The sequence below is a fragment of the Flavobacteriaceae bacterium GSB9 genome, from assembly GCA_022749295.1.
Classification (GTDB): domain Bacteria; phylum Bacteroidota; class Bacteroidia; order Flavobacteriales; family Flavobacteriaceae; genus Flavisericum.
In genome coordinates this window covers 1,131,768-1,154,527 of sequence record CP062007.1, presented here as the reverse complement: position 1 = coordinate 1,154,527, position 22,760 = coordinate 1,131,768, and the positions used below count along the sequence as shown (strand labels likewise).

26 protein-coding genes are annotated in these 22,760 nt (G+C 38.5%); 17 read left to right on the top strand and 9 right to left on the bottom strand.

Translation table 11 applies throughout. From position 1 onward, the window contains the following. Nucleotides 1-11: 11 nt before the first annotated feature. The 9 genes from moaCB to GSB9_00966 form a co-directional block, all read right to left on the bottom strand. Complete coding sequence (gene moaCB, locus GSB9_00974; protein ID UKM64426.1) at nucleotides 12-923, bottom strand: bifunctional molybdenum cofactor biosynthesis protein MoaC/MoaB; 912 nt, start codon at nucleotides 921-923, stop codon at nucleotides 12-14. Between the two features lie 24 nt (nucleotides 924-947). Beyond that, complete coding sequence (locus GSB9_00973) at nucleotides 948-1,313, bottom strand: four helix bundle protein (protein ID UKM64425.1); 366 nt, start codon at nucleotides 1,311-1,313, stop codon at nucleotides 948-950. A gap of 48 nt (nucleotides 1,314-1,361) precedes the next feature. Further along, nucleotides 1,362-1,805, bottom strand: coding sequence for a molybdenum cofactor biosynthesis protein MoaE (locus GSB9_00972; GenBank protein ID UKM64424.1), 444 nt, complete (start codon nucleotides 1,803-1,805; stop codon nucleotides 1,362-1,364). Between the two features lie 13 nt (nucleotides 1,806-1,818). Then, nucleotides 1,819-2,895: a HesA/MoeB/ThiF family protein gene (locus GSB9_00971; protein ID UKM64423.1), complete on the bottom strand. Its 1,077-nt coding sequence runs from the start codon at nucleotides 2,893-2,895 to the stop codon at nucleotides 1,819-1,821. A gap of 125 nt (nucleotides 2,896-3,020) precedes the next feature. After that, nucleotides 3,021-3,254, bottom strand: a complete 234-nt coding sequence (locus GSB9_00970; protein UKM64422.1) for a MoaD/ThiS family protein — start codon at nucleotides 3,252-3,254, stop codon at nucleotides 3,021-3,023. Further along, nucleotides 3,238-3,822: a molybdenum cofactor guanylyltransferase gene (locus GSB9_00969; protein ID UKM64421.1), complete on the bottom strand. Its 585-nt coding sequence runs from the start codon at nucleotides 3,820-3,822 to the stop codon at nucleotides 3,238-3,240. The genes GSB9_00970 and GSB9_00969 overlap by 17 nt, the downstream gene beginning before the upstream one ends. After that, nucleotides 3,823-4,563, bottom strand: a complete 741-nt coding sequence (locus GSB9_00968) for a sulfite exporter TauE/SafE family protein (protein ID UKM64420.1) — start codon at nucleotides 4,561-4,563, stop codon at nucleotides 3,823-3,825. Nucleotide 4,564: 1 nt separating this feature from the next. Further along, entirely contained in the window at nucleotides 4,565-4,903 is a 339-nt protein-coding gene (locus GSB9_00967) for a LysR family transcriptional regulator (protein ID UKM64419.1), read from the bottom strand. Nucleotide 4,904: 1 nt separating this feature from the next. After that, the gene (locus tag GSB9_00966; protein ID UKM64418.1) at nucleotides 4,905-6,083 is read right to left on the bottom strand and encodes a molybdopterin molybdotransferase MoeA; all 1,179 of its coding nucleotides are present in this window, start codon (nucleotides 6,081-6,083) and stop codon (nucleotides 4,905-4,907) included. Nucleotides 6,084-6,254: 171 nt separating this feature from the next. Here GSB9_00966 and GSB9_00965 point away from each other — a divergent pair, with 171 nt between their 5' ends. The 17 genes from GSB9_00965 (at nucleotide 6,255) to GSB9_00948 (ending at nucleotide 22,760) form a co-directional block, all read left to right on the top strand. After that, nucleotides 6,255-6,494 (top strand): hypothetical protein, encoded by a 240-nt coding sequence (locus tag GSB9_00965; protein ID UKM64417.1) that lies wholly within the window; start codon nucleotides 6,255-6,257, stop codon nucleotides 6,492-6,494. 2 nt (nucleotides 6,495-6,496) lie between these two features. Further along, nucleotides 6,497-8,824 (top strand): molybdopterin-dependent oxidoreductase, encoded by a 2,328-nt coding sequence (locus GSB9_00964; protein ID UKM64416.1) that lies wholly within the window; start codon nucleotides 6,497-6,499, stop codon nucleotides 8,822-8,824. A gap of 2 nt (nucleotides 8,825-8,826) precedes the next feature. After that, the gene (locus GSB9_00963) at nucleotides 8,827-9,519 is read left to right on the top strand and encodes a nitrate reductase cytochrome c-type subunit (protein ID UKM64415.1); all 693 of its coding nucleotides are present in this window, start codon (nucleotides 8,827-8,829) and stop codon (nucleotides 9,517-9,519) included. Continuing rightward, nucleotides 9,509-10,138, top strand: a complete 630-nt coding sequence (locus tag GSB9_00962; protein UKM64414.2) for a cytochrome C — start codon at nucleotides 9,509-9,511, stop codon at nucleotides 10,136-10,138. Before GSB9_00963 ends, GSB9_00962 begins: the two co-directional genes overlap by 11 nt. A gap of 38 nt (nucleotides 10,139-10,176) precedes the next feature. Beyond that, complete coding sequence (locus tag GSB9_00961) at nucleotides 10,177-11,304, top strand: 4Fe-4S dicluster domain-containing protein (GenBank protein UKM64413.1); 1,128 nt, start codon at nucleotides 10,177-10,179, stop codon at nucleotides 11,302-11,304. Between the two features lie 229 nt (nucleotides 11,305-11,533). Continuing rightward, a complete protein-coding gene (gene nrfD, locus GSB9_00960) occupies nucleotides 11,534-12,763 on the top strand; it encodes a polysulfide reductase NrfD (protein ID UKM64412.1) in 1,230 nt (409 codons plus the stop codon). A 147-nt stretch (nucleotides 12,764-12,910) separates the two neighbouring features. After that, on the top strand, nucleotides 12,911-13,216 hold the full coding sequence (locus GSB9_00959; protein UKM64411.1) for a NapC/NirT family cytochrome c: 306 nt from the start codon (nucleotides 12,911-12,913) through the stop codon (nucleotides 13,214-13,216). A 325-nt stretch (nucleotides 13,217-13,541) separates the two neighbouring features. Continuing rightward, nucleotides 13,542-14,300, top strand: coding sequence for a Crp/Fnr family transcriptional regulator (locus tag GSB9_00957; protein ID UKM64409.2), 759 nt, complete (start codon nucleotides 13,542-13,544; stop codon nucleotides 14,298-14,300). Between the two features lie 268 nt (nucleotides 14,301-14,568). Further along, complete coding sequence (locus GSB9_00956) at nucleotides 14,569-14,982, top strand: globin domain-containing protein (protein UKM64408.1); 414 nt, start codon at nucleotides 14,569-14,571, stop codon at nucleotides 14,980-14,982. Between the two features lie 20 nt (nucleotides 14,983-15,002). Next, a complete protein-coding gene (locus tag GSB9_00955; GenBank protein UKM64407.1) occupies nucleotides 15,003-15,815 on the top strand; it encodes a DUF3365 domain-containing protein in 813 nt (270 codons plus the stop codon). A gap of 87 nt (nucleotides 15,816-15,902) precedes the next feature. Continuing rightward, entirely contained in the window at nucleotides 15,903-16,382 is a 480-nt protein-coding gene (locus GSB9_00954; GenBank protein ID UKM64406.1) for a hypothetical protein, read from the top strand. A gap of 8 nt (nucleotides 16,383-16,390) precedes the next feature. Next, nucleotides 16,391-17,419, top strand: coding sequence for a ferredoxin--NADP reductase (locus GSB9_00953; protein UKM64405.1), 1,029 nt, complete (start codon nucleotides 16,391-16,393; stop codon nucleotides 17,417-17,419). 12 nt (nucleotides 17,420-17,431) lie between these two features. Then, nucleotides 17,432-18,139 (top strand): cytochrome c3 family protein, encoded by a 708-nt coding sequence (locus GSB9_00952; GenBank protein ID UKM64404.1) that lies wholly within the window; start codon nucleotides 17,432-17,434, stop codon nucleotides 18,137-18,139. 329 nt (nucleotides 18,140-18,468) lie between these two features. Then, on the top strand, nucleotides 18,469-19,863 hold the full coding sequence (locus GSB9_00951) for an ABC transporter substrate-binding protein (protein UKM64403.1): 1,395 nt from the start codon (nucleotides 18,469-18,471) through the stop codon (nucleotides 19,861-19,863). A gap of 28 nt (nucleotides 19,864-19,891) precedes the next feature. Beyond that, entirely contained in the window at nucleotides 19,892-20,998 is a 1,107-nt protein-coding gene (locus GSB9_00950; GenBank protein ID UKM64402.1) for an ABC transporter permease, read from the top strand. A 77-nt stretch (nucleotides 20,999-21,075) separates the two neighbouring features. Then, on the top strand, nucleotides 21,076-21,921 hold the full coding sequence (locus GSB9_00949; GenBank protein ID UKM64401.1) for an ABC transporter ATP-binding protein: 846 nt from the start codon (nucleotides 21,076-21,078) through the stop codon (nucleotides 21,919-21,921). 11 nt (nucleotides 21,922-21,932) lie between these two features. After that, the gene (locus GSB9_00948) at nucleotides 21,933-22,760 is read left to right on the top strand and encodes an ABC transporter ATP-binding protein (protein ID UKM64400.1); all 828 of its coding nucleotides are present in this window, start codon (nucleotides 21,933-21,935) and stop codon (nucleotides 22,758-22,760) included.

Here is a 22,760-nt window from a genome sequence, read left to right as displayed (position 1 = left end):
ACAACTAACAACTAATCATGTCTTGCACCCTTTAAAATCCTAAATAGATGCAAAACCGATGGAAAAATGGCATCCATTGACTCTTTGGCTCCGTTGGTTGAACCCGGTAGAGCTAAAACCAGTGTGTTGCCCATGGTGCCGGCAATGCTACGCGACAGCATCGAGTAGGGTATGCGTTGTTGGCCGTAGTTTCTTATAGCTTCCTCAATGCCAGGAACGCGTCTGTCTAAAAGTGGCAATAAGGCTTCTGGCGTAACATCCCGAACAGAAAGCCCAGTTCCGCCCGTATAAATTACCATATCGACACCCTGTTCTTTATAAGCTTTTGCTTTTTGGGTAATGACGTCTTTTTCATCAGGAATAATAACGTATTCTAAAGCTTTCACATCGCATTCTTCCAATTTTTTTATAATGGCTTTCCCAGCCTTGTCTTCTTTGTGGCCCGCAGAAATGGTGTCGCTGCAAACTACAACGGCAGCAGTTAAATCTTTTCTAAAACTGTCTTTAAAATCAGACTTGCCACCTTTTTTGTTGAGTAATTTTATGCTGTGTATTTCAATGCCTTTGTCGATGGGTTTCAGCATATCATACATATTCAGTGCGACAACACTGGCGCCGTGCATAGCTTCAACTTCAACGCCTGTTTTGTAAATCGTTTTTACTGTGAATAGCACGGCAATTTCCAAACCATTTATTTCATATTCCACACCCGTAAATTCGATAGGTAAGGGGTGGCAGTCGGGCAAAATATCAGGAGTGCGCTTTACACCCAAAAGTCCAGCGGCTTTGCTCATGGCAAAAACATTGCCTTTGGGTACGGTGTCATTCTGTATCGCCTCGATGGTTTCGGGTTTGCTCACCTTGATGACTGCTTGCGCTAAGGCAATTCGTAATGTTGTGTTTTTATGTGTAATATCTACCATAATTGTGTGGATTTGATGAATCGTTTAATTGTTTAACTGAGATTTTCGTAAAGCATTTAGCTTATTGGAAATTTTTTCAATTTCACTTCTTAATTCTTGATAAACACTTTCCTTTATAAAGCCTAGGTCTTTTGAGATGATTATTTGGTTTAATACTTCCATTAAGGAACTAAATGCTAAGGTTGTAAAATGTGCTTTGTCCTTGTTTGTATTTCTGGAGGTACCCTCTGCTAAATTCGAAGCAATGGAAACTGAAGCACGTCTTAGTTGGTTGATTAGGCCAAATTTTTCTTCGTCAGGAAAGGTTTTCGTAATAAGGTATATTTGCTTTATAAACTCTTTAGAATCTATCCAAACATTCAATTTTTCAAATGAAAATTTATATGCCATTTGCTTTCAGTTCAACTATTAAACAATTCCTCGATTAAACAAAAAAACTTATGTGTTTTTCTTCCATTGATGTGTTTCATCCTCAAAAATTTCCTTGCCAAAAACGGGAACGTGTGCTTTAATTTCCTCTACTATATATTCCAAAGCATTAAAAACGACTTTGCGACGTGGTGACGACACAAAAACAAACAGGCAAATTTCTCCAGCTTTTACCGTACCTAAACTATGGTATATGTGCATGCATGTCATATCGAATTTATCGAAAGCAGCTTCTCTGATTTCGTGGAATTTCTTATTGGCCATGTCTTCATAAGCTGTATATTCTATAGCGGAAACGGTTTTGCCGTCAATATCATCAGCACGAACCTGGCCTAAAAATATGTTGTGGGCACCAATACTGGTTTTGGTTTGGTGTTTGGCAATGGATTCTCCAATAAATGTTGAAGAAATAGCGCCTTCTTTAAATACGTTTTTTGGTTTTTTATCTGACATTTGTCGTGGTTTTTTACTGTGTTTTTAAATAATTATTGATTTCTGGTGCGCCTTCTTTTATGCTGAAACAATGGTCTATTTCCAAAGTTTTTAGCATCGAAACCGCTTTTTTACTGCGAATGCCCGATTGGCAAAAAATAAACTTTTCTTTGTTTAAATCTAATTTTTCAAGGCTGTGCTCTAATTCGCTTAACGGAATGTTGGTCACTTCTAACTTTGCGACTTTTGGAAGTTCATGCGGTTCTCGGACGTCAATAACCTGAATGTTGTTTTTTTCTAAAATATTCTGAATTGAAAATTCAACATTTGGGATGGCACAATTTTCTTCCATTCGCTTTTGGCTGAAATGGTCCTTTTCATTTAAAACTTTTGAAATTTCATTTTCCGACTTACTGATTTTCAAAACATGTGATTGTGCTGTCAACGCATTGTAGCAAAGTAGTTTTCCGGAAAGCGGATGACCTATTCCTAAAATAATTTTCAGGGCTTCGTTGGCTTGCATGCTTCCAATAATACCGGGAAGGACACCTAAAACACCAATTTCAGAACAGTTGGGTACGCTACCTTTTTTTGGTGCGCTGGGGAACAAACAACGATAGCTCGGCCCATTACTATAATTAAACACCGAAAGCTGACCTTCAAACTTAAATATCGCACCAAATACCAATGGCTTGTTGGTGATAACGCAGGCATCGTTCACTAAATATCGGGTTTCGAAATTATCGGAGCCATCTACTATAATATCGTAATTTTTAAACAAACCGACAGCATTTTGGTAGGTTAATTGTTCCGCGTAAGCAGTAATGGAAATTTCAGGATTTAAATCTTCCAAACGTTGCTTGGCTGCCAAGGCTTTATTCTGACCTAAAGTGGCGTTGCCGAACAAAATTTGACGTTGTAAATTCGATGTTTCAACCACATCGAAATCAATAATGCCCAAAGTACCAACACCCGCTGCTGCTAAATACTGTAAGATAGGACAGCCCAAACCGCCAGCACCAACGACTAAAACTTTGGCGTTTGAAATTTTATTTTGGCCCGCTTCACCAATTTCCGATAAAATAATATGTCTGTTGTATCTATTTGTCATTCTTATAAATTTTCGTCATTACTAGCGCAGTGAAGCAATCTTATTGTTATGATAGCAATCTTTTTGAAAGGTTGCTTCGTCGTTTCCTCCTCGTAATGACAATTAAGTATTGCGTCCAAATGTTTCTACCCCCCTGCAAAAGGTGGTAATAAGGCAATATCCTGCCCCGTTAGTTTTTCATTTTTTGAAACCAATTCTTGGTTTTGGGCCACTTGAAAATCTTTGGTTTTCAAAGCACCGTATTTTGAATGGAGCACATCCAGAAGTTCGCCAACTAAGTTTCCTGAAAACTCCAATTGTTCCTCGTTTTGCTGGGTGACTTCAACAATTTGTCCGAAATATTTAATGGTTATGTTCATTTTCAATTTGTTTGAATTCTTCTTTGGTGTTCACGTTCATGGTAGTTTTTTGTTCTTCAATATTTAATGACACCGTTTTAACATTAAAATGGGAAACAGCCACCCGTAATCGCCTTTCATCGGTTTGAAAAAGCGCGTTCAGTTTTCTGGCACAAGCTGTTTTGTACAGGGCGACTAAAGGCATCGATTTTCCGTTGCTTTCCGTTTGAACTATATCCGAGGTGCTATCAACCGCATCAACCAATTTTTTTAAGACTTCGGAAGTGATTAACGGAATATCGCAGCTCAAAATCAAATTGTACTCGGTTTTTGAATGTTGCAAACCAGAGCAAATTCCAGCTAAGGGACCTGCATTTTTTATATTGTCTGTTACTCGTTTTAATCCGAAAATATCATAGGCTTCGTGGTCTGAAACAATAATAATTTCAGAAGTTAAAGACTTTAGGGCATCAATACTGTGCTGAACAAAATGTTTACCGTTGTGAGACAGAAAACCTTTGTCCGTACCCATTCTTGAGCTTTTTCCCCCCGCCAAAATAATACCTGTTATGTCGTTTTTATCAATCATTTAAGTGAAAGCTAATTTTATGCATGCTATAATTAAAACGAACGCCAAAATATATCTTAGGTTTTTGTTGTTTATTTTTTTGCTTCCGAAGTAGCCACCTAAAATTCCGCCAATTAAGGCAATGCCAACCATAATGAATGAAGCACTTTCCAATTGCACTCCGCTACTTATTTGACCAATAAGTCCAGCGGCAGAATTCACCCAGATAAAAAGTGCCGAAACGGCTGCGGCTTCTTTCATTTTCCCCCAGTGAAAGAGTAAAATGATTGGTGTTAAAATGATGCCGCCACCAATACCAATGAGTCCCGAAAAAAATCCGATGATACCACCAACCAAAATACCTTGCCAGAGTTTAACCTCTCTTATGGCTTTGCTTTCTTTTCCAAAGACATTCAACATTTTTAAAATGGCGAACACCAATAGAACCGCTAGTATTTTTTTGTAAAAAGCGGCCTCGATTTCTAAGGTTCCACCTAGAAATGCTAATGGAATGGAAGTTAGCGCGAATGGCAGAAAAAGTTTTTTATTGAAAAAACCGCCTTTATAATAATAGAAAAACGATATGCCGGCAACAAATAAATTAAGTAGTAATGCCGTGGGTTTCATGGTTTCAGGAGGAAATGAAAACAGAGCCATTAGTGCTAAATAGCCACTAGCTCCGCCATGTCCAACGCTAGAATATAAAAAAGCAACAACGGGCAGCATAAACAAAAAGCCGTATAAGTTTTCGGTTTGGAGCATTTTACAGTTCTTTTATTTTAGTTAATTGTTGGTCTAAAAATTCCCAACAGTTTTTGTTGATATCGTCAAACGCAACAATTAGCGATTTTCCGTAATCGGTTAATTCAGCACCGCCGCCACCTTTACCGCCAATACTATTTATGGTTACCGGTTTTTTTGCAGATTTGTTAACCGAATCTATTAAGTGCCAAGCTTTTTTATAGGATAGGTTAAGGGACTTTGCAGCTTTTGAAAGTGATCCTGTTTCATCGATAGCTTTCAATAATTTTACACGGCCTTCGCCTAATAATACGTTGCTATCAGACTCAATCCATATTCTGCTTTTTATTTTGTAATCCATGTTAGACGGGTAATAATATGGTTTCAACGCTATCGTTAATTTCTATTTTAGTGACATGCTCTGGAATAAAAACCAGTGCGTTCGACAAGGCAAAAGTATGTTGTGTGGCCGAACTTTGGCCTTCCAATATCTCAACATTTCCTTTAATATAAATAGCCTTTAAAAATTGCGGGCGGTCTCCCTTTTTCTCAAAATTTGAAAGCGATTTTGCTTTCATATAGGGTAATTGATTGTTCTCGCGACCCATCATGTTTTGTAAAGCGATATATACGTAAACATAAAAACAGGTGAGGGCAGCGGCTGGGTTTCCGGGCAAAGCAAAGATATTGGTGCCCTCTTTTTTTCCAAAGAATAAAGGTTTGCCGGGTTTTTGTTTTACTTTGTAAAAAACTTCTTCAACAGCTAGTTCTTTCAAAGCTTTTCCCACATAATCATAATCGCCAACCGAAATCCCCCCAGTTATCATGACCATATCGTTTTGCTCAATGATGGTTTTTAGTTTTGAGAGGGTTTTTGCGTAATCGTCTGGAACTTTGTGTATTGAAACATCGTAAAATTTTAAGCTGTATAAGGCGCTCAATAACATTTTTGAGTTGCTTTCGTAAATTTTTCCGAAAGGCAAATCAAAACCGAGGTTCACAAGTTCGTTACCAGTTGAAACAATAGCAATGGACGGTTTTTTATATACCGAAACTTCTGAAATGCCCAGTGATGATAGATAACCAATGGCTGCGGGAGTTAACTTCGTGTCTTTTCTTAAAGCTAAGGCTCCTTTTTTTACTTGCTCGCCTAACGGACGTATATTGTATTCTGGTACAATTTGTTGTCCAATGTTAATTTTCGAACCGTTTACCAAAACTTTTTCCTGCATTATAACGGCATTGGCAGAGTCGGGTACGGCAGCTCCCGTGAAAATTCTAATAGCTTCTCCTGGCTTTAGAAAAAGTTGTTTTTCATCACCTGCTTTTATTTCACCTATCAAATGATAGTCTAAGTGGTCATGAAGGTTTAAAGCATAGCCATCCATTGCCGATTGCCTAAACGGAGGCATATTAATAGGCGATTGTATGTCTTCCATTAATTGGTAGCCACCTGCTTTTTCAATAGGTTTTGTTGTTACTCGTAATAGCGGTTCTATATGTTGCTTTACTAGTTGTATGGCTTTTTCAATAGAAATCATGAGTGGGCTTATCGTTATGTCTTTGCAAATATAACGAATTTAAGGTTTTTTTGTATTTTAAAGTATTGGAATTTCATCTTATTTAGATTTATTGTAAATAGTCTAAATATGACAATTGTCAGGTTTTAGGTTTTTTAAGTAAGATAGATTTGTCTTTATTAAATAAAATTTATGCCAATTACAAGTTATTTAGCTCACCCTCAGTTAGGAAGAAAGCATAGTCTTGTTAAAGCTTTGAGTGCTTTACGTAATTGTGAAGTTATCCCAGCCGAAAACGAAGATTTACTCATTGTTGTTACCGAAACTGATAATAAAGAACAAGAAGATAAATTAAAACAGACCATAGAAAGTCTTGATGACTTAAAACTACTGGCTATGGTTTCTGGTTTTTCCACAACAAAAGAAAATTAATTATGTACACTTCATTGACCAATAGAAGGAGTTTTATAAAAAAAATGGCCATAATGTCGGCCATGACGGCTGCTGCCAGCATGTTTCCGGGCATATTGTTTGCCGATGAACAGGAAAAAAATCTTCCGAAAGGTGGGAACTTAGATTGGAAAAAAACACCATGCCGTTTTTGTGGTGTAGGTTGCGGTGTTTTAGTAGGAATTGAAAACGGTAAGGCTGTAGCGGTAAAAGGTGATCCCAAATCGCCTGTAAACAAAGGGCTATGCTGTGTTAAAGGTTATCACTCGGTAATGGCGCTTTACGGAAAGGACCGATTAACTAAACCGCTCGTAAAAAAGAACGGTAAGTACGTAGAAACGTCCATGAAAGAGGCCTTAGATTTGATTGCTTCTAAAATGAAGGAAACAATTACCAATCACGGCAAAGACGCTGTTTCAATTTACGGTTCTGGACAGTGGACGATTCCAGATGGTTATGTCGCTTCAAAATTTTTTAAAGGTTGTATCGGTACTAATAATGTCGAGGCGAATGCCCGTTTGTGCATGGCTAGTGCGGTAACGGGCTTTTTAACTTCATTTGGAATAGACGAGCCAATGGGATGTTACGAAGATATAGACCATGCAAATGTATTTGTGCTATGGGGAAATAACATGGCAGAAATGCATCCAGTTCTTTTTTCAAGACTGTTAGATCAACGTTTGAAAAGAGGGGTTAAAATTATAGATTTTGCTACACGTACAACACGTACCAGCATGGCGGCCGATAAGTCCATTATTTTTAGGCCGCAAACCGATTTGGCAGTGGCTAATGCCATTTGTTACGAAATCATAAAAAATAGGTGGGTGAACAAATCCTTTGTAGAAAAACATTGTAATTTCTGCAAAGGGCTTACAGATATGGGGTATGGTATGGAAGACAATTATAAGTTTAGCGATAAGCCCGAAGGTATTTCGTTTGAAGGTTTTAAAAACTTCTTGAGTGATTATACTCCTGAAAAAGTAGAAAAAATTTCAGGGGTTTCTGCCAAGGACATTAAATATATGGCCGCACATTATGGCAACCCAAACACCAAAGTAATGTCACTATGGTGTATGGGTCCTAATCAGCACACCCGTGGCACCTGGATGAACAACCTTATCTATAATATCCATTTACTTACTGGAAAAATTTCAACCCCTGGAAATAGTCCGTTTTCATTAACGGGGCAGCCTAGTGCCTGCGGTACTGTTAGAGAAGTAGGAACATTAACCCATAAATTGCCACATGGGGTGGTGATGAATGAGGAACACCGTAAGCATGCTGCTGAAATATGGAATGTTCCCGTCGAAAACATTTCGCCAAAGCCCACATACCACACCGTTGAAATGTTCAGGGCTTTAGATAGAGGCGATATTAAATTTATGTGGATTCAGGTTACCAATCCTATGGTTACTATGCCCAAACTAAAGCGTTATCGCAATGCTACCAAAAAAGAAGGTCGCTTTATTGTCGTTTCGGATGTATATCCAACACCAACTACTGATATAGCAGATGTTATTTTGCCTTCTGCAATGTGGATTGAGCGTGAGGGGATGTATGGTAACTCAGAACGCCGTACACAATATTTTGAGAAAATGATAGAACCCGCTGGAGAATCCATGAGTGATACGTGGCAGCTTATTGAAGTGGCTAAACGTTTAGGGTTCGAAGAACAGTTTGCTTATAAAGAAGAAACCCACATTGAAGAAATTTATAACGAATATAGAAGGCACCACGAAGGCAAAAAGCACGCCATGGCACCTTTGGAAGTATTAAAATCACAACCTGGAGCACAGTGGCCTTACGTTGATGGCAAATCAACACAATGGCGTTTTAATGCCGAATACGATCCGGCTTGTAGCAACGGTGAAAAATTCCATTTCTACGGAAAACCAGACGGTAAGGCCGTAATTTGGCAGCGTCCTTACGAACCTGCTCCCGAAGAACCTGATGTGGAATACCCATTCTGGTTATGTACTGGTCGTGTAGTAGAGCATTGGCACACAGGTTCAATGACACGAAGGATTCCTGTGTTGCACAAAGCCATGCCCCATGGTTATGTGGAGTTGAACCCCGAACAGGCTAAGGATATGGGGATAAAAACGGGAGATAAGGTAAGAATATCGTCAAGACGAGGTGAAATTACCTTGCCGGCATCGGTAAACGAAAGAGGGGTGCCCGAAAAAAACCAGGTTTTTGTGCCGTTTTTTGATGAAAATATGTTGATTAATCAAGTTACACTCGATGCTTTCTGTCCTATTTCGAAACAACCTGATTATAAAAAATGTGCCGTTAAAGTAGAAAAGGTGTAATTATGAAGAGACTCGGAATTATATCCTTATTTATCATTTTGTTTGTCGCTTTTATTCTAGTTTGGAACATCAGTTATCAAACGGGAAAAGAAGAAGCTTATATTCCCATAGAAAACAAGAATCCGATAACTTTAATCCCTTCTGAAACAGGAGTGTTCAAACGTTCAGAACATGCTTTGGACTATGCTAATATGCCAGTAGACGAAATCCACCAACGTAGTTTGAAAACTTATTATAAAAATAGAGCGTTCCATGGGGCACCACCAAGTATTCCGCATCCCGTGGCCAATGAGAGAAGCATGGGTGAAGATGTGTGCTTAAAATGTCACCAAAATGGAGGGTTTGTTGCAAAGTTTGACGCTTATGCTCCAGTAACGCCGCACCCCGAAATGATTAACTGCCGCCAATGCCACGTAGCTCAAGTATCATCTGGATTATTTAAAAAGACAAATTTCGAAAAAATAAAAGCGCCAGAGGTAGGTGTGAATAATGCCATGTTGGGTAGTCCACCTGTAATTCCGCACCAAATACAAATGCACGAAAATTGTTTGTCTTGCCATGCAGGGCCAAGTGCACCAAAAGAAATAAGGGTAATACACCCCGAACGGGTAAACTGTAGGCAATGCCATGTGCCAAACAATAAAGAAACAACAGATATTGGAACTTTTAAAAGGGTGAGCGATTATGTACAGTAGCAAATTTTTTACAATAAAAAAAGTATGCCTTTTTATGGTTGTTTTAGGATGCTTGTCGTGCAAGCATGGTGAAGGTGAATATCATGGTGTTATGGACAAAATTGAAGCTGAAAGCCAAAATTATCATGGTACGTCGTTGACTTCTGAACCCTATTTTGAAGGTGTTGAAATGATTGAAATTACCGAAGGCGAGCACACATTCCTAATCCCTGAGCGTAAAGGTGAAATGAACATGTTTGCATGTGCCGAGTGCCACACCAAACCATTGGAACAAATGAAGAATGGTGATTTCCAAAAAGCACACTGGGATATCAAGTTGGACCATGCCAATCAAAACACGATGAATTGTATTACCTGCCACAACCCTGGTAATATGGATGATTTAAAAAGTTTAACGGGCAACCATATCGACTTTAACAACAGTTATAATTTATGCAACCAGTGCCACACCAAACAGTTTGAAGACTGGAAGGGTGGTGCACATGGAAAACGTATTGGTGGCTGGGCACCACCAAGAGCATCGATGACCTGTGTGAATTGCCACAATCCACACAAGCCTCACTTTGAGTCTAGATGGCCGGCACGTTTCAATACGCAAAAAGTAAAAGAAAGAGAATAGCTAGGTAAAATGCCTTTAACGATTTTAAAAATATAGGTATGAGCAATGAAAGGAAAAAATGGTTTTCGTTAAATCTTGGAAGAAAAAAGGAAGAGTTGTACTCAGCTTGCAGCTGTGGAAAAACTTCGGGAGGTTGCGGTTCAAATTCTGTTGAGCATCAAATGTCTGAAGAAGAATTTAACGAAGCTGCTATTAACGCTTCTATTGGAGAGGAACGGGTTAAAGACGGATTCGACCAAGTTTTTGATGTTAAAATGAGTCGTCGTTCAGCCTTTAAAAAACTCACCGCTAGTTTGTTGGTAGGTGCTGGGGCAGTAAGTACGTCGTGCAGTATTATTACTGGCGACGATACCAAGGAAAAAGCACAAATTGATTGGGAAGAACAGTTTAAGGGAAACTATAAACTGATGAATGATGATGAAAAAAAAGCAACGGTAGAGCGCTTGATGCGGTCCTATGAGTTGAGGACCGGAAAGAACATTAGTATGTCTTCCAAAAACGCAGAAGAGGATGTGTTGTATGGCTATGCATTCAATATATCGAAGTGCCAAGGATATATGGATTGTGTAAGTGCCTGTGTTGAGGAGAACAACCAAGATAGAAATTCGCAGATGCAGTACATTCGTATTCACGAAATGAAGGATGGCAAGGGCTTTAATTTTAATGAGGCTGACGATAATTATTATCATGAAGTGCCTGCGGAGGGTCATTTTTATATGGGTACGCAATGTTTCCATTGCGATAACCCGCCTTGCGTGGAGGTTTGTCCTGTACAGGCTACTTGGCGAGAAGATGACGGTTTGGTGGTAGTAGATTATGATTGGTGTGTAGGCTGCCGCTATTGTATGGCAGCATGCCCTTATGATGGGAGACGGTTCAATTGGAGTAAGCCCGAAGTACCCGAGGAAGAAATAAATAAAAATCAGCATTATTTGGGCAATCGCATGCGTAAAAAAGGCGTGATGGAAAAATGTACTTTTTGTGTACAGCGGTCCAGAGCAGGTAAAAACCCTGCGTGTGTTGAGGCTTGTCCAACAGGGGCTCGTATTTTTGGTAATCTCTTGGATCCCAATAGTACGATAAGGTGGGTGCTTGAAAATAAAAAGGTATTTAGGTTAAAAGAAGATTTGGGCACCGAACCTAAGTTTTGGTATTTTATGGATTAAGGCTGTATGGCGTTTGTTATAGGGTTGGAAGTTCTAAGCGCAGTGAGTGTTTGTGGTGGATAGTCTTACTGCAAGCTTAAGGTAAAATGCATAAAGAGGAAACGCACTAAAAGAAATGGATTATAAGAATTTATATGGAACACCCATAGATGAAATTCGATTAGTAAAAGTAAAGGTTGGATTAAATGCATGTTGTATATGGCCTTTTAAAAGTAATTAAAACGAACACATGAAACAGTTAAAGGTTTTTAAAAGTTTGGTAAAAGATAGTTTAGACACCGTTACCCGTGGGTCTTTAAAATACCATATTTGGATGGGGGCGCTCACCTTTATTATGTTGGTGGGCATGTATTGCTATTCCATTCAGTTGGAAGAGGGGCTTAGTGTAACTGGTATGACCGATAGAGTGAGTTGGGGTTTGTACATTTCTAATTTTACCTTTTTGGTAGGTGTGGCAGCTGCCGCTGTTATGTTGGTAATGCCCACTTATGTCCTTAAAGATATTGATTTTAAGCAAGCCGTTTTAATCGGAGAGGGATTAGCTGTTGCGGCATTAATTATGTGTTTGGCTTTTGTGGTAGCCGATATGGGAGGACCGTCGGTGTTGTGGCACATGATTCCAGGTGTTGGAGTATTTAATTTCCCGAATTCGATGTTAACCTGGGATGTTATTGTGCTTAATGGCTACCTATTTCTAAATATTACTATCCCGTTTTATATTCTGTTTAGACACTATCAAGGCAAGGAAGCCAAATCTGGTGTATATGTGCCTGGTGCTATTTTATCGGTATTTTGGGCGGTTGGTATCCACTTGGTAACGGCGTTTTTGTATCAAGGGTTACAAGCTCGTCCGTTTTGGAACAATGCGCTTTTGGGCCCTCGGTTTTTAGCTTCGGCCTTTGCGGCAGGTCCCGCGTTGATAATTTTGGTTTTAGCCATTATAAGAAATTTCACGGCGTTTAAAATTGAAGATAAGACCATAAAGAAAATAGCCATGGTGGTGACCGTAGCGGCACAGATTAATTTGATTATGCTTATTTCTGAATTGTTTAAGGAGTTTTATGCTCCCACCCATCACAGTGAAAGTGCTTACTATCTATTTTTTGGGCTTCACGGAAAAGACGCTTTATTACCTTGGATTTGGACTGCCATTCCTTTGAATGTTTTAGCGACAGTTTTGTTAACTTTTCATAAACTGCGTAACAATTTTAAAGTGCTTTTCTTTGCTTGTTTTATTTTGTTCGTGGCTATTTGGATTGAGAAAGGTTTCGGACTAATTGTTCCTGGGTTTATCCCAGGGCCTTATGGTAAAATTGCCGAATACACGCCTACATCAATTGAAATTGGTGTGACTTTGGGCATTTGGGCATTAGGGGCTTTGGTGTTTACTATTTTAGCTAAAACGGCTATTGGCATTGAATTGGGGGCAATAAAATATAAGAAAAATAACAAAGTTTAATGTGTGCATAACATTAAGGAAAGGTGATTTTTTTATCTTTAAAAAATGATAAATATCAGCATTTTTAAAGTAAAAATACTGGATTTTTGTTTGCGGTCGAGCCTTGAAATATTGCAAGTGATAGGAATATATTAAATAATATAAATTGTGAACCTTCAAAAAAACATACTTCCCGACAAAACATCAAGGTGGAGAACTGTAGCTGTTTTTTTAATTGCTGTTATTACTGGATTAGGTTTTTTTATGGCTAAAGAAGCTGAATTGGTGTCGTATATGTCCGATAATCCGCAAGCTTGTGTGAATTGCCACGTTATGACGCCTGTTTACAATAGTTGGATGCACAGTTCACATCGAGAATGGGCGAATTGTAACGACTGCCATGTACCGCACAATAATGTGTTTAATAATTATGACTTCATTTGGCGTCAACTATTATATGGCAGGGTTGCATAGTTATGCAGCTGGAGACCCGTTACCAATCCCTTCGTTTGTGTATGTACTCATGATTTTTATGGTTTTTGTGGCGATTGTGGCCTTTATTAGAAAACGTAATCTAACGGAAACTTTAAGCAAATAAATTTATTCGCAAGTGTTATAATTAGTTCTATTGGGTATTTCTGAATTTTCGGGAGCATTTTTATAAACGGAATTTATAAGCCGTAAAATTTAGATTCTACAAATTATATGATGCTTATTTTGTGAAGCTACTAAAAATAAGTATTTGTTTCTTTGAATTAAGTATTAATACTTATATTTGCTGCAGGTAATATTTCTTTAATTGCAAGCAAGCCGTTTACATACCGTTTCTTCATCCACCAGAAAGCGAAATTCTCTGGAGGTGACTTGCGATGTTTGTGAAAACAATAATTGTCTTATAAAAAGAAACTTAGCTTCGTTGGAAGAAAGCGGTTTAAACGTAGAAAAAAACAATTTGCGATGCAAAAAAGGACAACAGTTTATTATGGAAGGTGCTCCCGTAAACGGATTGTTCTTTGTGTTAAAAGGAAAGGTTAAGGTGTTTCGGACTGGGATAAATGGTAGAGAGCAGATTGTTCGTTTTGCCAAAGAAGGCGAAATTATTGGGCATCGCGGTTTCGGTACCGAAGAATGTTACTCTATAGGTGCTGTGGCACTCGAGGATAGCGTATTGTGCTATTTTTCGAAGGCTTATCTTCAAAACGCCCTTCAAAACAACCCGAAATTTGCGTACGATTTGATGCTATTTTATGCTAATGAATTGAATAAGAGTGAATCAAAAGTAAAGTCAATTTCCCAAATGGCGGTACGTGAGCGTGTTATCGACACGTTATTGTACATTAATAGAAAGTTTGGAAGCAATAAAGGTTTTTTGGATGTTCCTTTAAGCCGACGTGAATATGCCGAATATGCCGGTACTACAGAAGAGCAGGTCATCAGAATGTTTTCGGCACTTAAAAAGGAAAAACTCATTGTAACAAAAGGAAAAAAAATAGGTATTAACGACATTCAACTTCTTAAGAATGAAATTAGTGAGCATAACTTTTTTTTAGATAGTTAGCCCGCTTAAACTTCTTTTTTAAGTTAATTTTTCTTTAAGCCATACGTATTCTACGTATGGTTTTTTTGTTGCAATAAAATTTTAGTACCCTGATAAACATTTGTTTATATGTAAAACCTGTGTTTTGGCAGAATTTAGTGTGTGCAAAAAGATTATTTCGGGCTATCTTATTTCATACTTAGTTAGTTGTGCATCTTTTAATTTTGTCTCCACAATAAGTATTAATACTTAATTAAAAAAGAAAGCATAAATTTAATACATAAAACCTATGGAGCAGAAAACAATTGCCTTAGTACAAGATTCGTTCGAAAAAGTTAAGCCTATTGCGCCTACAGCGGCACAAATATTTTATTCCAAGTTGTTTGAATTGGACCCTAAATTGAAACCTTTATTTCCAACAGGAGATGAAGCTATGAAAACCCAGGGTAATAAACTCATGACCATGTTGGCGGCTGCAGTTGCTGGGTTGAGTAATTTGGATGCGCTAATACCCGTATTGCAGGATTTGGGAAAACGCCATGTGGCTTATAAGGTTGAACCTTCCCATTACGATACTGTTGGGGCTGCATTGATTGGAACACTTGAAGCGGGTTTAGGCGAAGATTTTACGCCAGAAGTGAAAGGAGCCTGGATTGATGTTTATGGAGTAATGTCTGGAGTAATGATAAAGGCGTCTTATTAATAATTAAAACTGCAATTACAATGAAATATTTTTACAATTTATCTATCATAGCGTTAAGTTCAATTATTTTAAACTCATGCGGAGGTGTTCCGGAGGAAAAATCGGAAGCCAATACAGCTGAGAAAGTGTTTTCTGTGGAAGAAGTTTTAGAAATGGTAGCCAAAGAAAATGACGTCACCAGAACTCTATATACCAAGGCCATTGTTGGAAAAGGAAAAGCACAAGGCATGAAGTTTGACGAAGACTGGAGGAAGGACGATGTTGAGGCGGGACCTTTGCCGGCTTTATTTTTAAGAGGGGTTGCGACAAGTATTAGAAAAAGCCCAGTGCCACTAGGTTTATATTTGGGTTCTGATTTTCCAGTAAATGCAGCCAATAAATTTGAAGGAAAACAGGCTGACTTGTTCAAGCAGATTAAAAAAGACCAAAAACCACAGTATTTTTATGATGAAGACCAAAAACTGCACACGGCTATGTTTGCCGATTTAGCTAGTGCTGGGGCATGCGTGTCTTGCCATAATAAGCATCCGCAAACAACTAAGTCTGATTGGAAATTGGGCGACGTTATGGGAGCTACTACCTGGCAATACCCAAAAGATTCATTGACTTATAAAGAGACCGTCGCTGTTTTAAGTTCTTATGCAAAAGGGACGGTAGATATTTATATGGAATATTTAGATGAAGTGTCGAAATTCGAGGAAAGTGAAAAACCGGTTGTGGGCGATAAGTGGCCAGAAGAGGGTAAGTATTTGCCAACGGCCGAAGTCTTTCTTGATAGCGTAAAGAAACTGTCGTCTTATGAAACCATGAAGCACTTGGTGGCCACAAAATAGTGGTGTTTCGATGTTTGACCTTAAAGGAATCATGAATACAATTCCGGTTTAAAACCAAACCTTCAAAAAAGAAATCTTAAAATATTTATGATAATCAATAATAAGTCTTCACTTGTTGGATTGATATTGCTTTCGGCGTTCTTTTTACAGTTTTTTTTAACCCTTCAATGGGACTGGCTGTTTCAGCTACAGCAGGAAGAAATGTATAAACGTTGGTCGGGGTTAGGGCTGGCATTGTTTATTGTTTTCCAATGGGTGCTAACGCTTACTAGAGTGCTCAAAAAGTTTAGAAAACACGCCATGTCTATGCAAACCATTCACAAATGGGTGGGAGCGCTCAGTCCGCTGCTTTTCTACATACACAGTATCTCTTTAGGGTATGGGTACTTATTGCTGCTTTCTTATATATTTTTTTCGAACACCATATTGGGATATTTCAACCTAGATGTCGTGAAAAATAGTAGCGACGCCTTTTTTAAAGGATGGATGATTTCACATGTGGCATTGTCAATAATCGTTACTATCATGTTAGTGTTTCATGTTTCGATGGTGTTTTACTATAAATAGTTCAATGAATGAAGTTAGAGATTAAGGAGATTATAGAGGAAACCAAGGATGCAGTAAGTATCTGTTTTAAGAATGGAAATTTATTTAGGAAAATAAAATACAAACCGGGTCAGTTTATAACCATTCATGTTACTATAGATAAGGTAGTTCACAAAAGAGCGTATTCATTTAGTAGCAATCCTTACACCGATAAAGATTTAAAAATAACCATAAAGCGTGTTGAAAACGGTTTGGTTTCAAATTATGTGCACGATGTTTTAAACAAAGGCGCCAAGCTTAAGGTAGAGGGGCCAGCTGGGTCTTTTTACGTTGCACCAGAAAAAAATTCCGCGAAGCAATACGTTCTGTTTGCGGGAGGTAGTGGGATTACTCCGGTATTTTCTATTTTAAAATCTGTTTTAACTGAAGAGCCTGGTTCTAAAGTGTTATTGGTATATGCGAATCAAAATATGGATTCAATTATTTTTCATGATGAGATTAAATCTTTAGAAAAATCATATCCCGAAAGGTGTTTTGTTGAGCACATTGTCGCGTCCGGTAAAGCGAATAAAGATAATTATCACGCCGGTTTAGCAACCAAGGAGTTGGTAGATAAAATCTTTCTAAAGCATGATTTGGACTATAAAGATGATGTTTACATGATTTGTGGGCCTTTTGGCTATATGGAAACGGTTAAAAGTATTCTTTGTGACAGTGGCGTAGCACGAGAAAATATTAAGGTAGAGGTATTCAAGCCGGCCGTTGTAAAATTAACTGGCGGTAAATTAATAAGCGATGTTACTATAAAATTAGACGGGCAACAGCACGAGTTAAAGGTTCGGGGTGACAAGTCTATTTTACAGGAGGCCATGTCACAAAATGTTGTTATACCCTATTCGTGCAGGTCTGGCATGTGTTCAACTTGTAAAGCAACATGTGTAGAGGGAGAAGTGAAAATGACGGAAGGTCATTTTCTTCCTGAAACTGAAGTTGATAAAGGTGCGGTACTTACCTGTATTAGTTACCCAGTAAGTGAAAAAGTGGTTTTAGAAATTTAAGATTCAATTTTAATGTTTAAAGTTAGTCCGTTACGTAAAAGGCAGTTTTGGGGTGGTTTGATAGGTGTTTTTCTGGGCGTTTCCCTGTTTTATGTATTAACATGGGATGCCACAGAGCAATATGTTTCCATCGGACCAATGAACACTGGCCACCAAGATTTGTCGTGTTTTGCTTGTCATGCCGATGCCAAGGGTAATTTGGTTCAGCAGGTGCAATCTAATATTTCGCATGCTGTCGGAATGCGAGAACACGGGGTGGATTTTGGGACCCAAGATGTTACTGTAGACAATTGTTTGCAATGCCACGACCGTCCAAACGATCGGCACCCTACGTATCGTTTTTCGGAGCCACGCTTTAAAGAGGCTGTACAGCATATTGATGCTACCACATGTATTACCTGCCATACCGAACATCAGGAAGAACGCGTTTCTGTGGCCTCCATTAATTACTGTATGAATTGCCATCAGGATTTGGAGGTGGAGGGCGATCCATTGGATATATCCCATAAAGACTTAATTGCAAAAGAAGAATGGTTTACCTGCATTCAGTGCCACGATTTCCACGGTAACCATAAATATAAGGTTCCGAATAAAATGGCGGATACTATACCCATGCGTGTAATTCAAAATTATTTTGACGGAGGTGAAGACCCTTACGGAAATGAAAAGAAGTACATAGCCTTATCTCAAGACGAGTGGCTAAAGACGTTGGAAGATTAAACTAACTCTCCTAGTGTTGTTCCTTAGTAAACTACGTAGTAATTCCAGCGTAGTTACAAAGGAATTTTTGTTAATACCTCATTATTTTCCAATAATAGTTATAAATCTAAGTAGTTTTTTGCCTGTTTAAGTAGTTTAAAATACTATAAATAAGTGTTTTAAGTTGCTGTAAACAAGTATTTTGTGTAGTTTTTATGTTTTTTAGCAGGTTTACTTGTGTTGTAAAAAGACGTGTGTACATGGGTAATGTCATAGAACAGAAGGTCGTCTACGTATATCTTTGTCAAAAAATAAGTATTACTACGTAATTAAAACAAAAAACGATAATTATGAAATCTCTACTAAAAAGAACAACTTTAATTTTACCGGTAGCCATATTGCTATTTGCGTGTGGTGGTAAGAAGGAAAAGAAAGACATAGCAGAAACTGTTGTGGCTGAAACTTCAAAAACAAAAACATTGGATATTGAAAAGCCACAATTAACTTTCGGTTTTATCAAATTAACCGATATGGCGCCTTTGGCCATTGCAAAAGAAAAAGGTTTTTTTGAAGATGAAGGCTTGTTTGTTTCTGTTGAAGCGCAATCGAATTGGAAAAACGTATTAGATCGTGTAATTGATGGTCAGTTGGATGGTTCGCACATGTTGGCTGGCCAACCCATTGCGGCTGGTGCTGGTTTTGGTCGCCAAGCCCAATTGGTTACACCGTTTTCAATGGACCTAAACGGAAATGGTATTACCGTTTCTAACGACGTTTGGTCTAAAATGAAGCCTAACGTGCCTGCCGATGAAGATGGAAAACCCATTCACCCCATTAAAGCAGATGCTTTAAAGCCTGTAATTAATGAATATAAAACTAGCGGTAAAGCCTTCAAAATGGGAATGGTGTTTCCGGTATCTACGCACAACTACGAAATAAGATATTGGTTGGCAGCTGCAGGCATCCACCCAGGTATGTATACTGCTGAAAACGTACAGGGGCAAATCGATGCTGAAGTTTTACTGTCTGTAACGCCTCCGCCACAAATGCCAGCAACACTTGAAGCAGGTACTATTTATGGTTATTGTGTGGGTGAGCCATGGAACCAACAAGCCGTATTTAAAGGTATTGGAGTGCCGGTAACCACAAACTACGATATCTGGAAAAATAATCCGGAAAAAGTATTTGTAATGACCAAAAAATTTGTTGAAGAAAACCCAAATACAGCTATCGCTGTTACTAAAGCATTGATTAGAGCAGGTAAATGGTTGGATGAACCATCAAACAGACCAGAGGCTGTAAAAATATTGTCAATGTCTCAATACGTTGGTGCCGATGAAGCGGTATTGGCCAACTCTATGACGGGAACCTTCGAATTTGAAAAAGGTGATAAAAGAGAAATGCCTGATTTCAATGTGTTTTACAAGTACAATGCCACATATCCATTCTATTCAGACGGTATTTGGTTCTTAACCCAAATGAGAAGGTGGGGGCAAATTCCAGACTCTAAGCCAGCGGAGTGGTATTCAGAAACTATTAAGGACATATACCGTCCAGATATTTGGAAAAAAGCAGCTAAGCTTTTAGTTGAAGAAGGGCACATCCCTCAAGAAGATATTCCAACGACTGATGGCTACAAAGCACCAACATCAGATTTTATAGACGGCACTACATACGATGCCAAAGACCCAATTGGATACATCAACAGTTTTAAAATAGGAAATAAAGAAGAAGCTGTACAATAATAAAAATAGGGCATAAAAATTATAAGTCATGAAGCAAAGTATAACATTAGGAAGAGTAACCAAATTTGTAGGATTGGGGTTTTTAACCTCTATTAAAGACCTATTCACAGGGAATCTAGGGAAGGAAGATTATAGAAATTTCTTGCGCAAAGTAGTCGTGCCGCTTGCTTCCGTCCTATTATTTTTAGGCCTGTGGCACTTAGGTGCAAGATCTTTGTACAACATAGAAGCAGAATATAAAATTGAAAAAGCACTTACAGACCAAGGTCCAGCAGCTGCCGATGCTATGCGCGAATGCATAGCATCGGGAGATGTAAGTTGTCAACCCAATACATTACCATCGCCAGCAAAGGTGTGGGAATCTTTTCAGTCTTTATTGAGAGACCATAACATTATTGCAGCAGATAAAGCGGCATTCGTCGAAAAAACAGCAGCGCTTAATGAAAAACGTATAGCAGAAGGAAAAGACCCTATTACTTACACGGGAAGACCCTCATTTGTCGATCAAATTTTCCGAAGTCTAAAAACAGTATTCGCAGGTTTTTTATTGGCGTTGATTATTGCTGTTCCATTAGGTGTTTTTATCGGATTGAGCCCTACTTTAAAAAGTGCGTTCAATTGGTTCATCCAAATATTCAAGCCAGTGTCTCCGGTAGTTTGGTATTTGTTGGTATTTATGATTGTAAAAACGCTACTTATTGATTCTAGCGAAGATAGTTCGTTCACCATTTCATTCATTAGTGTGGGGTTGTGTTCTATGTGGGCCACTTTAGTTAATACGGCTATGGGCGTGTCCTCGGTAGATAAAGATTATATAAATGTGGCCAAAGTATTGAAGCTGGGGTCGTTCCAAAAAATATTTAAGGTGGTATTGCCATCATCATTACCGTTGATTTTTACAGGGTTGAAAATTACCTTATCAGTAGCATGGATGGTATTAATAGCCATTGAATTATTGGCACAGAGCCCAGGTTTAGGATTGTTTGTTTGGGAGGAATTCCAAAACGGTGCGAACGACTCAAACGCAAAAATTATCGTGGCGATGTTTGTTATCGGTATCATTGGTTTCCTTTTAGACCGATTGATGCTAACCATCCAAAACACGGTATCGTTTGATAAAACCGATGCGATATAAATAATGTGGATTTGTTTAAGGGTTTAATCGTGCAAGCGAATAAACGCCTCAACAAAAAACAATAAAATACAAAAGAAATGGCATACTTAGAATTAAATAATATTCACAAAACTTACGGACAGGGCGATAATGCAACAGAGGTATTATCGAATATCAACCTATCTATTGAAGAGGGCGAATTTGTTGCCATTGTAGGTTTTACAGGGAGTGGAAAAACCACTTTGGTGAACTTGATAAACGGACTTTTAGAACCAACCAAAGGCGAGGTTTTGTTTAAAGGCGAACCTGTAACCGGAACCAGCCACGAGCGTGGTGTGATTTTTCAAAATTACTCACTGCTACCTTGGCTAACCGTTGGGCAAAATGTGTATATGGCAGTCAAAGAAGCCTTTCCGAAGAAAAGTAAAAAAGAACTGAATACATTGGTGGCTAACTATGTAGATATGGTAGGTTTAACGCCGGCCATTAATAAGCGCCCAAAAGAATTATCGGGCGGTATGCGCCAGCGTGTGGCCGTGGCAAGAGCGTTATCTATGAAACCAGAGATGATTATTATGGACGAACCGTTAGGGGCATTGGATGCTTTAACACGCGGAAATCTTCAGGATGAAATTTTAAATATCTGGGGAAAAGATAAGCGTACGGCTTTGTTGATTACCAATGATGTGGATGAAGGTATTTACATGGCAGATCGTATTATTCCGTTGCGCCCAGGGCCAAAAGCAACTCTAGGTCCCGAGTTCAAGATCGATATCGAGCGCCCAAGGGATAAAACTGAGTTGAACGATAATGCCAATTTTAAGGAAACTCGAAATGCTATTATCGAATATTTGATGGATATAGGAAACGAGCGAAAATCGGAAGCACAGGCCGTTTATGAACTTCCTGATTTGGCACCAAAAGATTTTGTTAATCAATTTTAAACTCACAACAGATGAATACTTTAGCAGCAAATAAAACAGAAAATTTTACTGATAATGGGTTGTTTCCCGCATCTGATGTGATGTTGGATTTAAAAAACCTTAAAAAAGTATACCCAACACCAAAAGGGGATTACACGGTTTTAGAAAACTTGAACCTTCAAATAAAAAAGGAAGAATTTGTTACCATTATCGGGCATTCGGGTTGCGGAAAAACCACCATGTTAAGTATGATTGCTGGATTGAATGAAATATCTGGAGGAAATATTTCAGTATTAGGAAAGCATATAAAGGGACCGGGGCCAGATCGAGGCGTTATTTTTCAGGCGCCAAGTTTGATGCCCTGGATGACGTCACTACAAAATGTGCTTTTAGGAGTAAACCAAGTGTTCCCTGATGCCACCAAAGCACAGCGTAACGATATTGCCAAATATTATCTTCAAAAAGTAGGTTTGGAAGATGCGTTCCATAAAAGAGCTTCCGAATTATCGCAAGGGATGCAGCAACGCGTGGGTATTGCAAGAGCATTTGCCATTAAACCAAAAGTACTATTGTTGGATGAGCCTTTCGGAATGTTGGATTCTTTAACCCGTGGTGAACTACAGGATATCCTCATCGAAATTTGGAACAAAGAAAAAATTACTGCGGTTATGATTACCCATGATGTGGATGAGGCCATATTTTTGGCCGACCGAGTGGTGATGATGACCAGTGGTCCACGAGCCAAAATTGGTGATGTTCTCGAAATCGATTTTGAAAGGCCCAGAACAAGAAAGGCTGTTTTAGAACATAACGATTATTACAAATACAGAAAACATTTAATTGACTTCCTGGAGCATTAA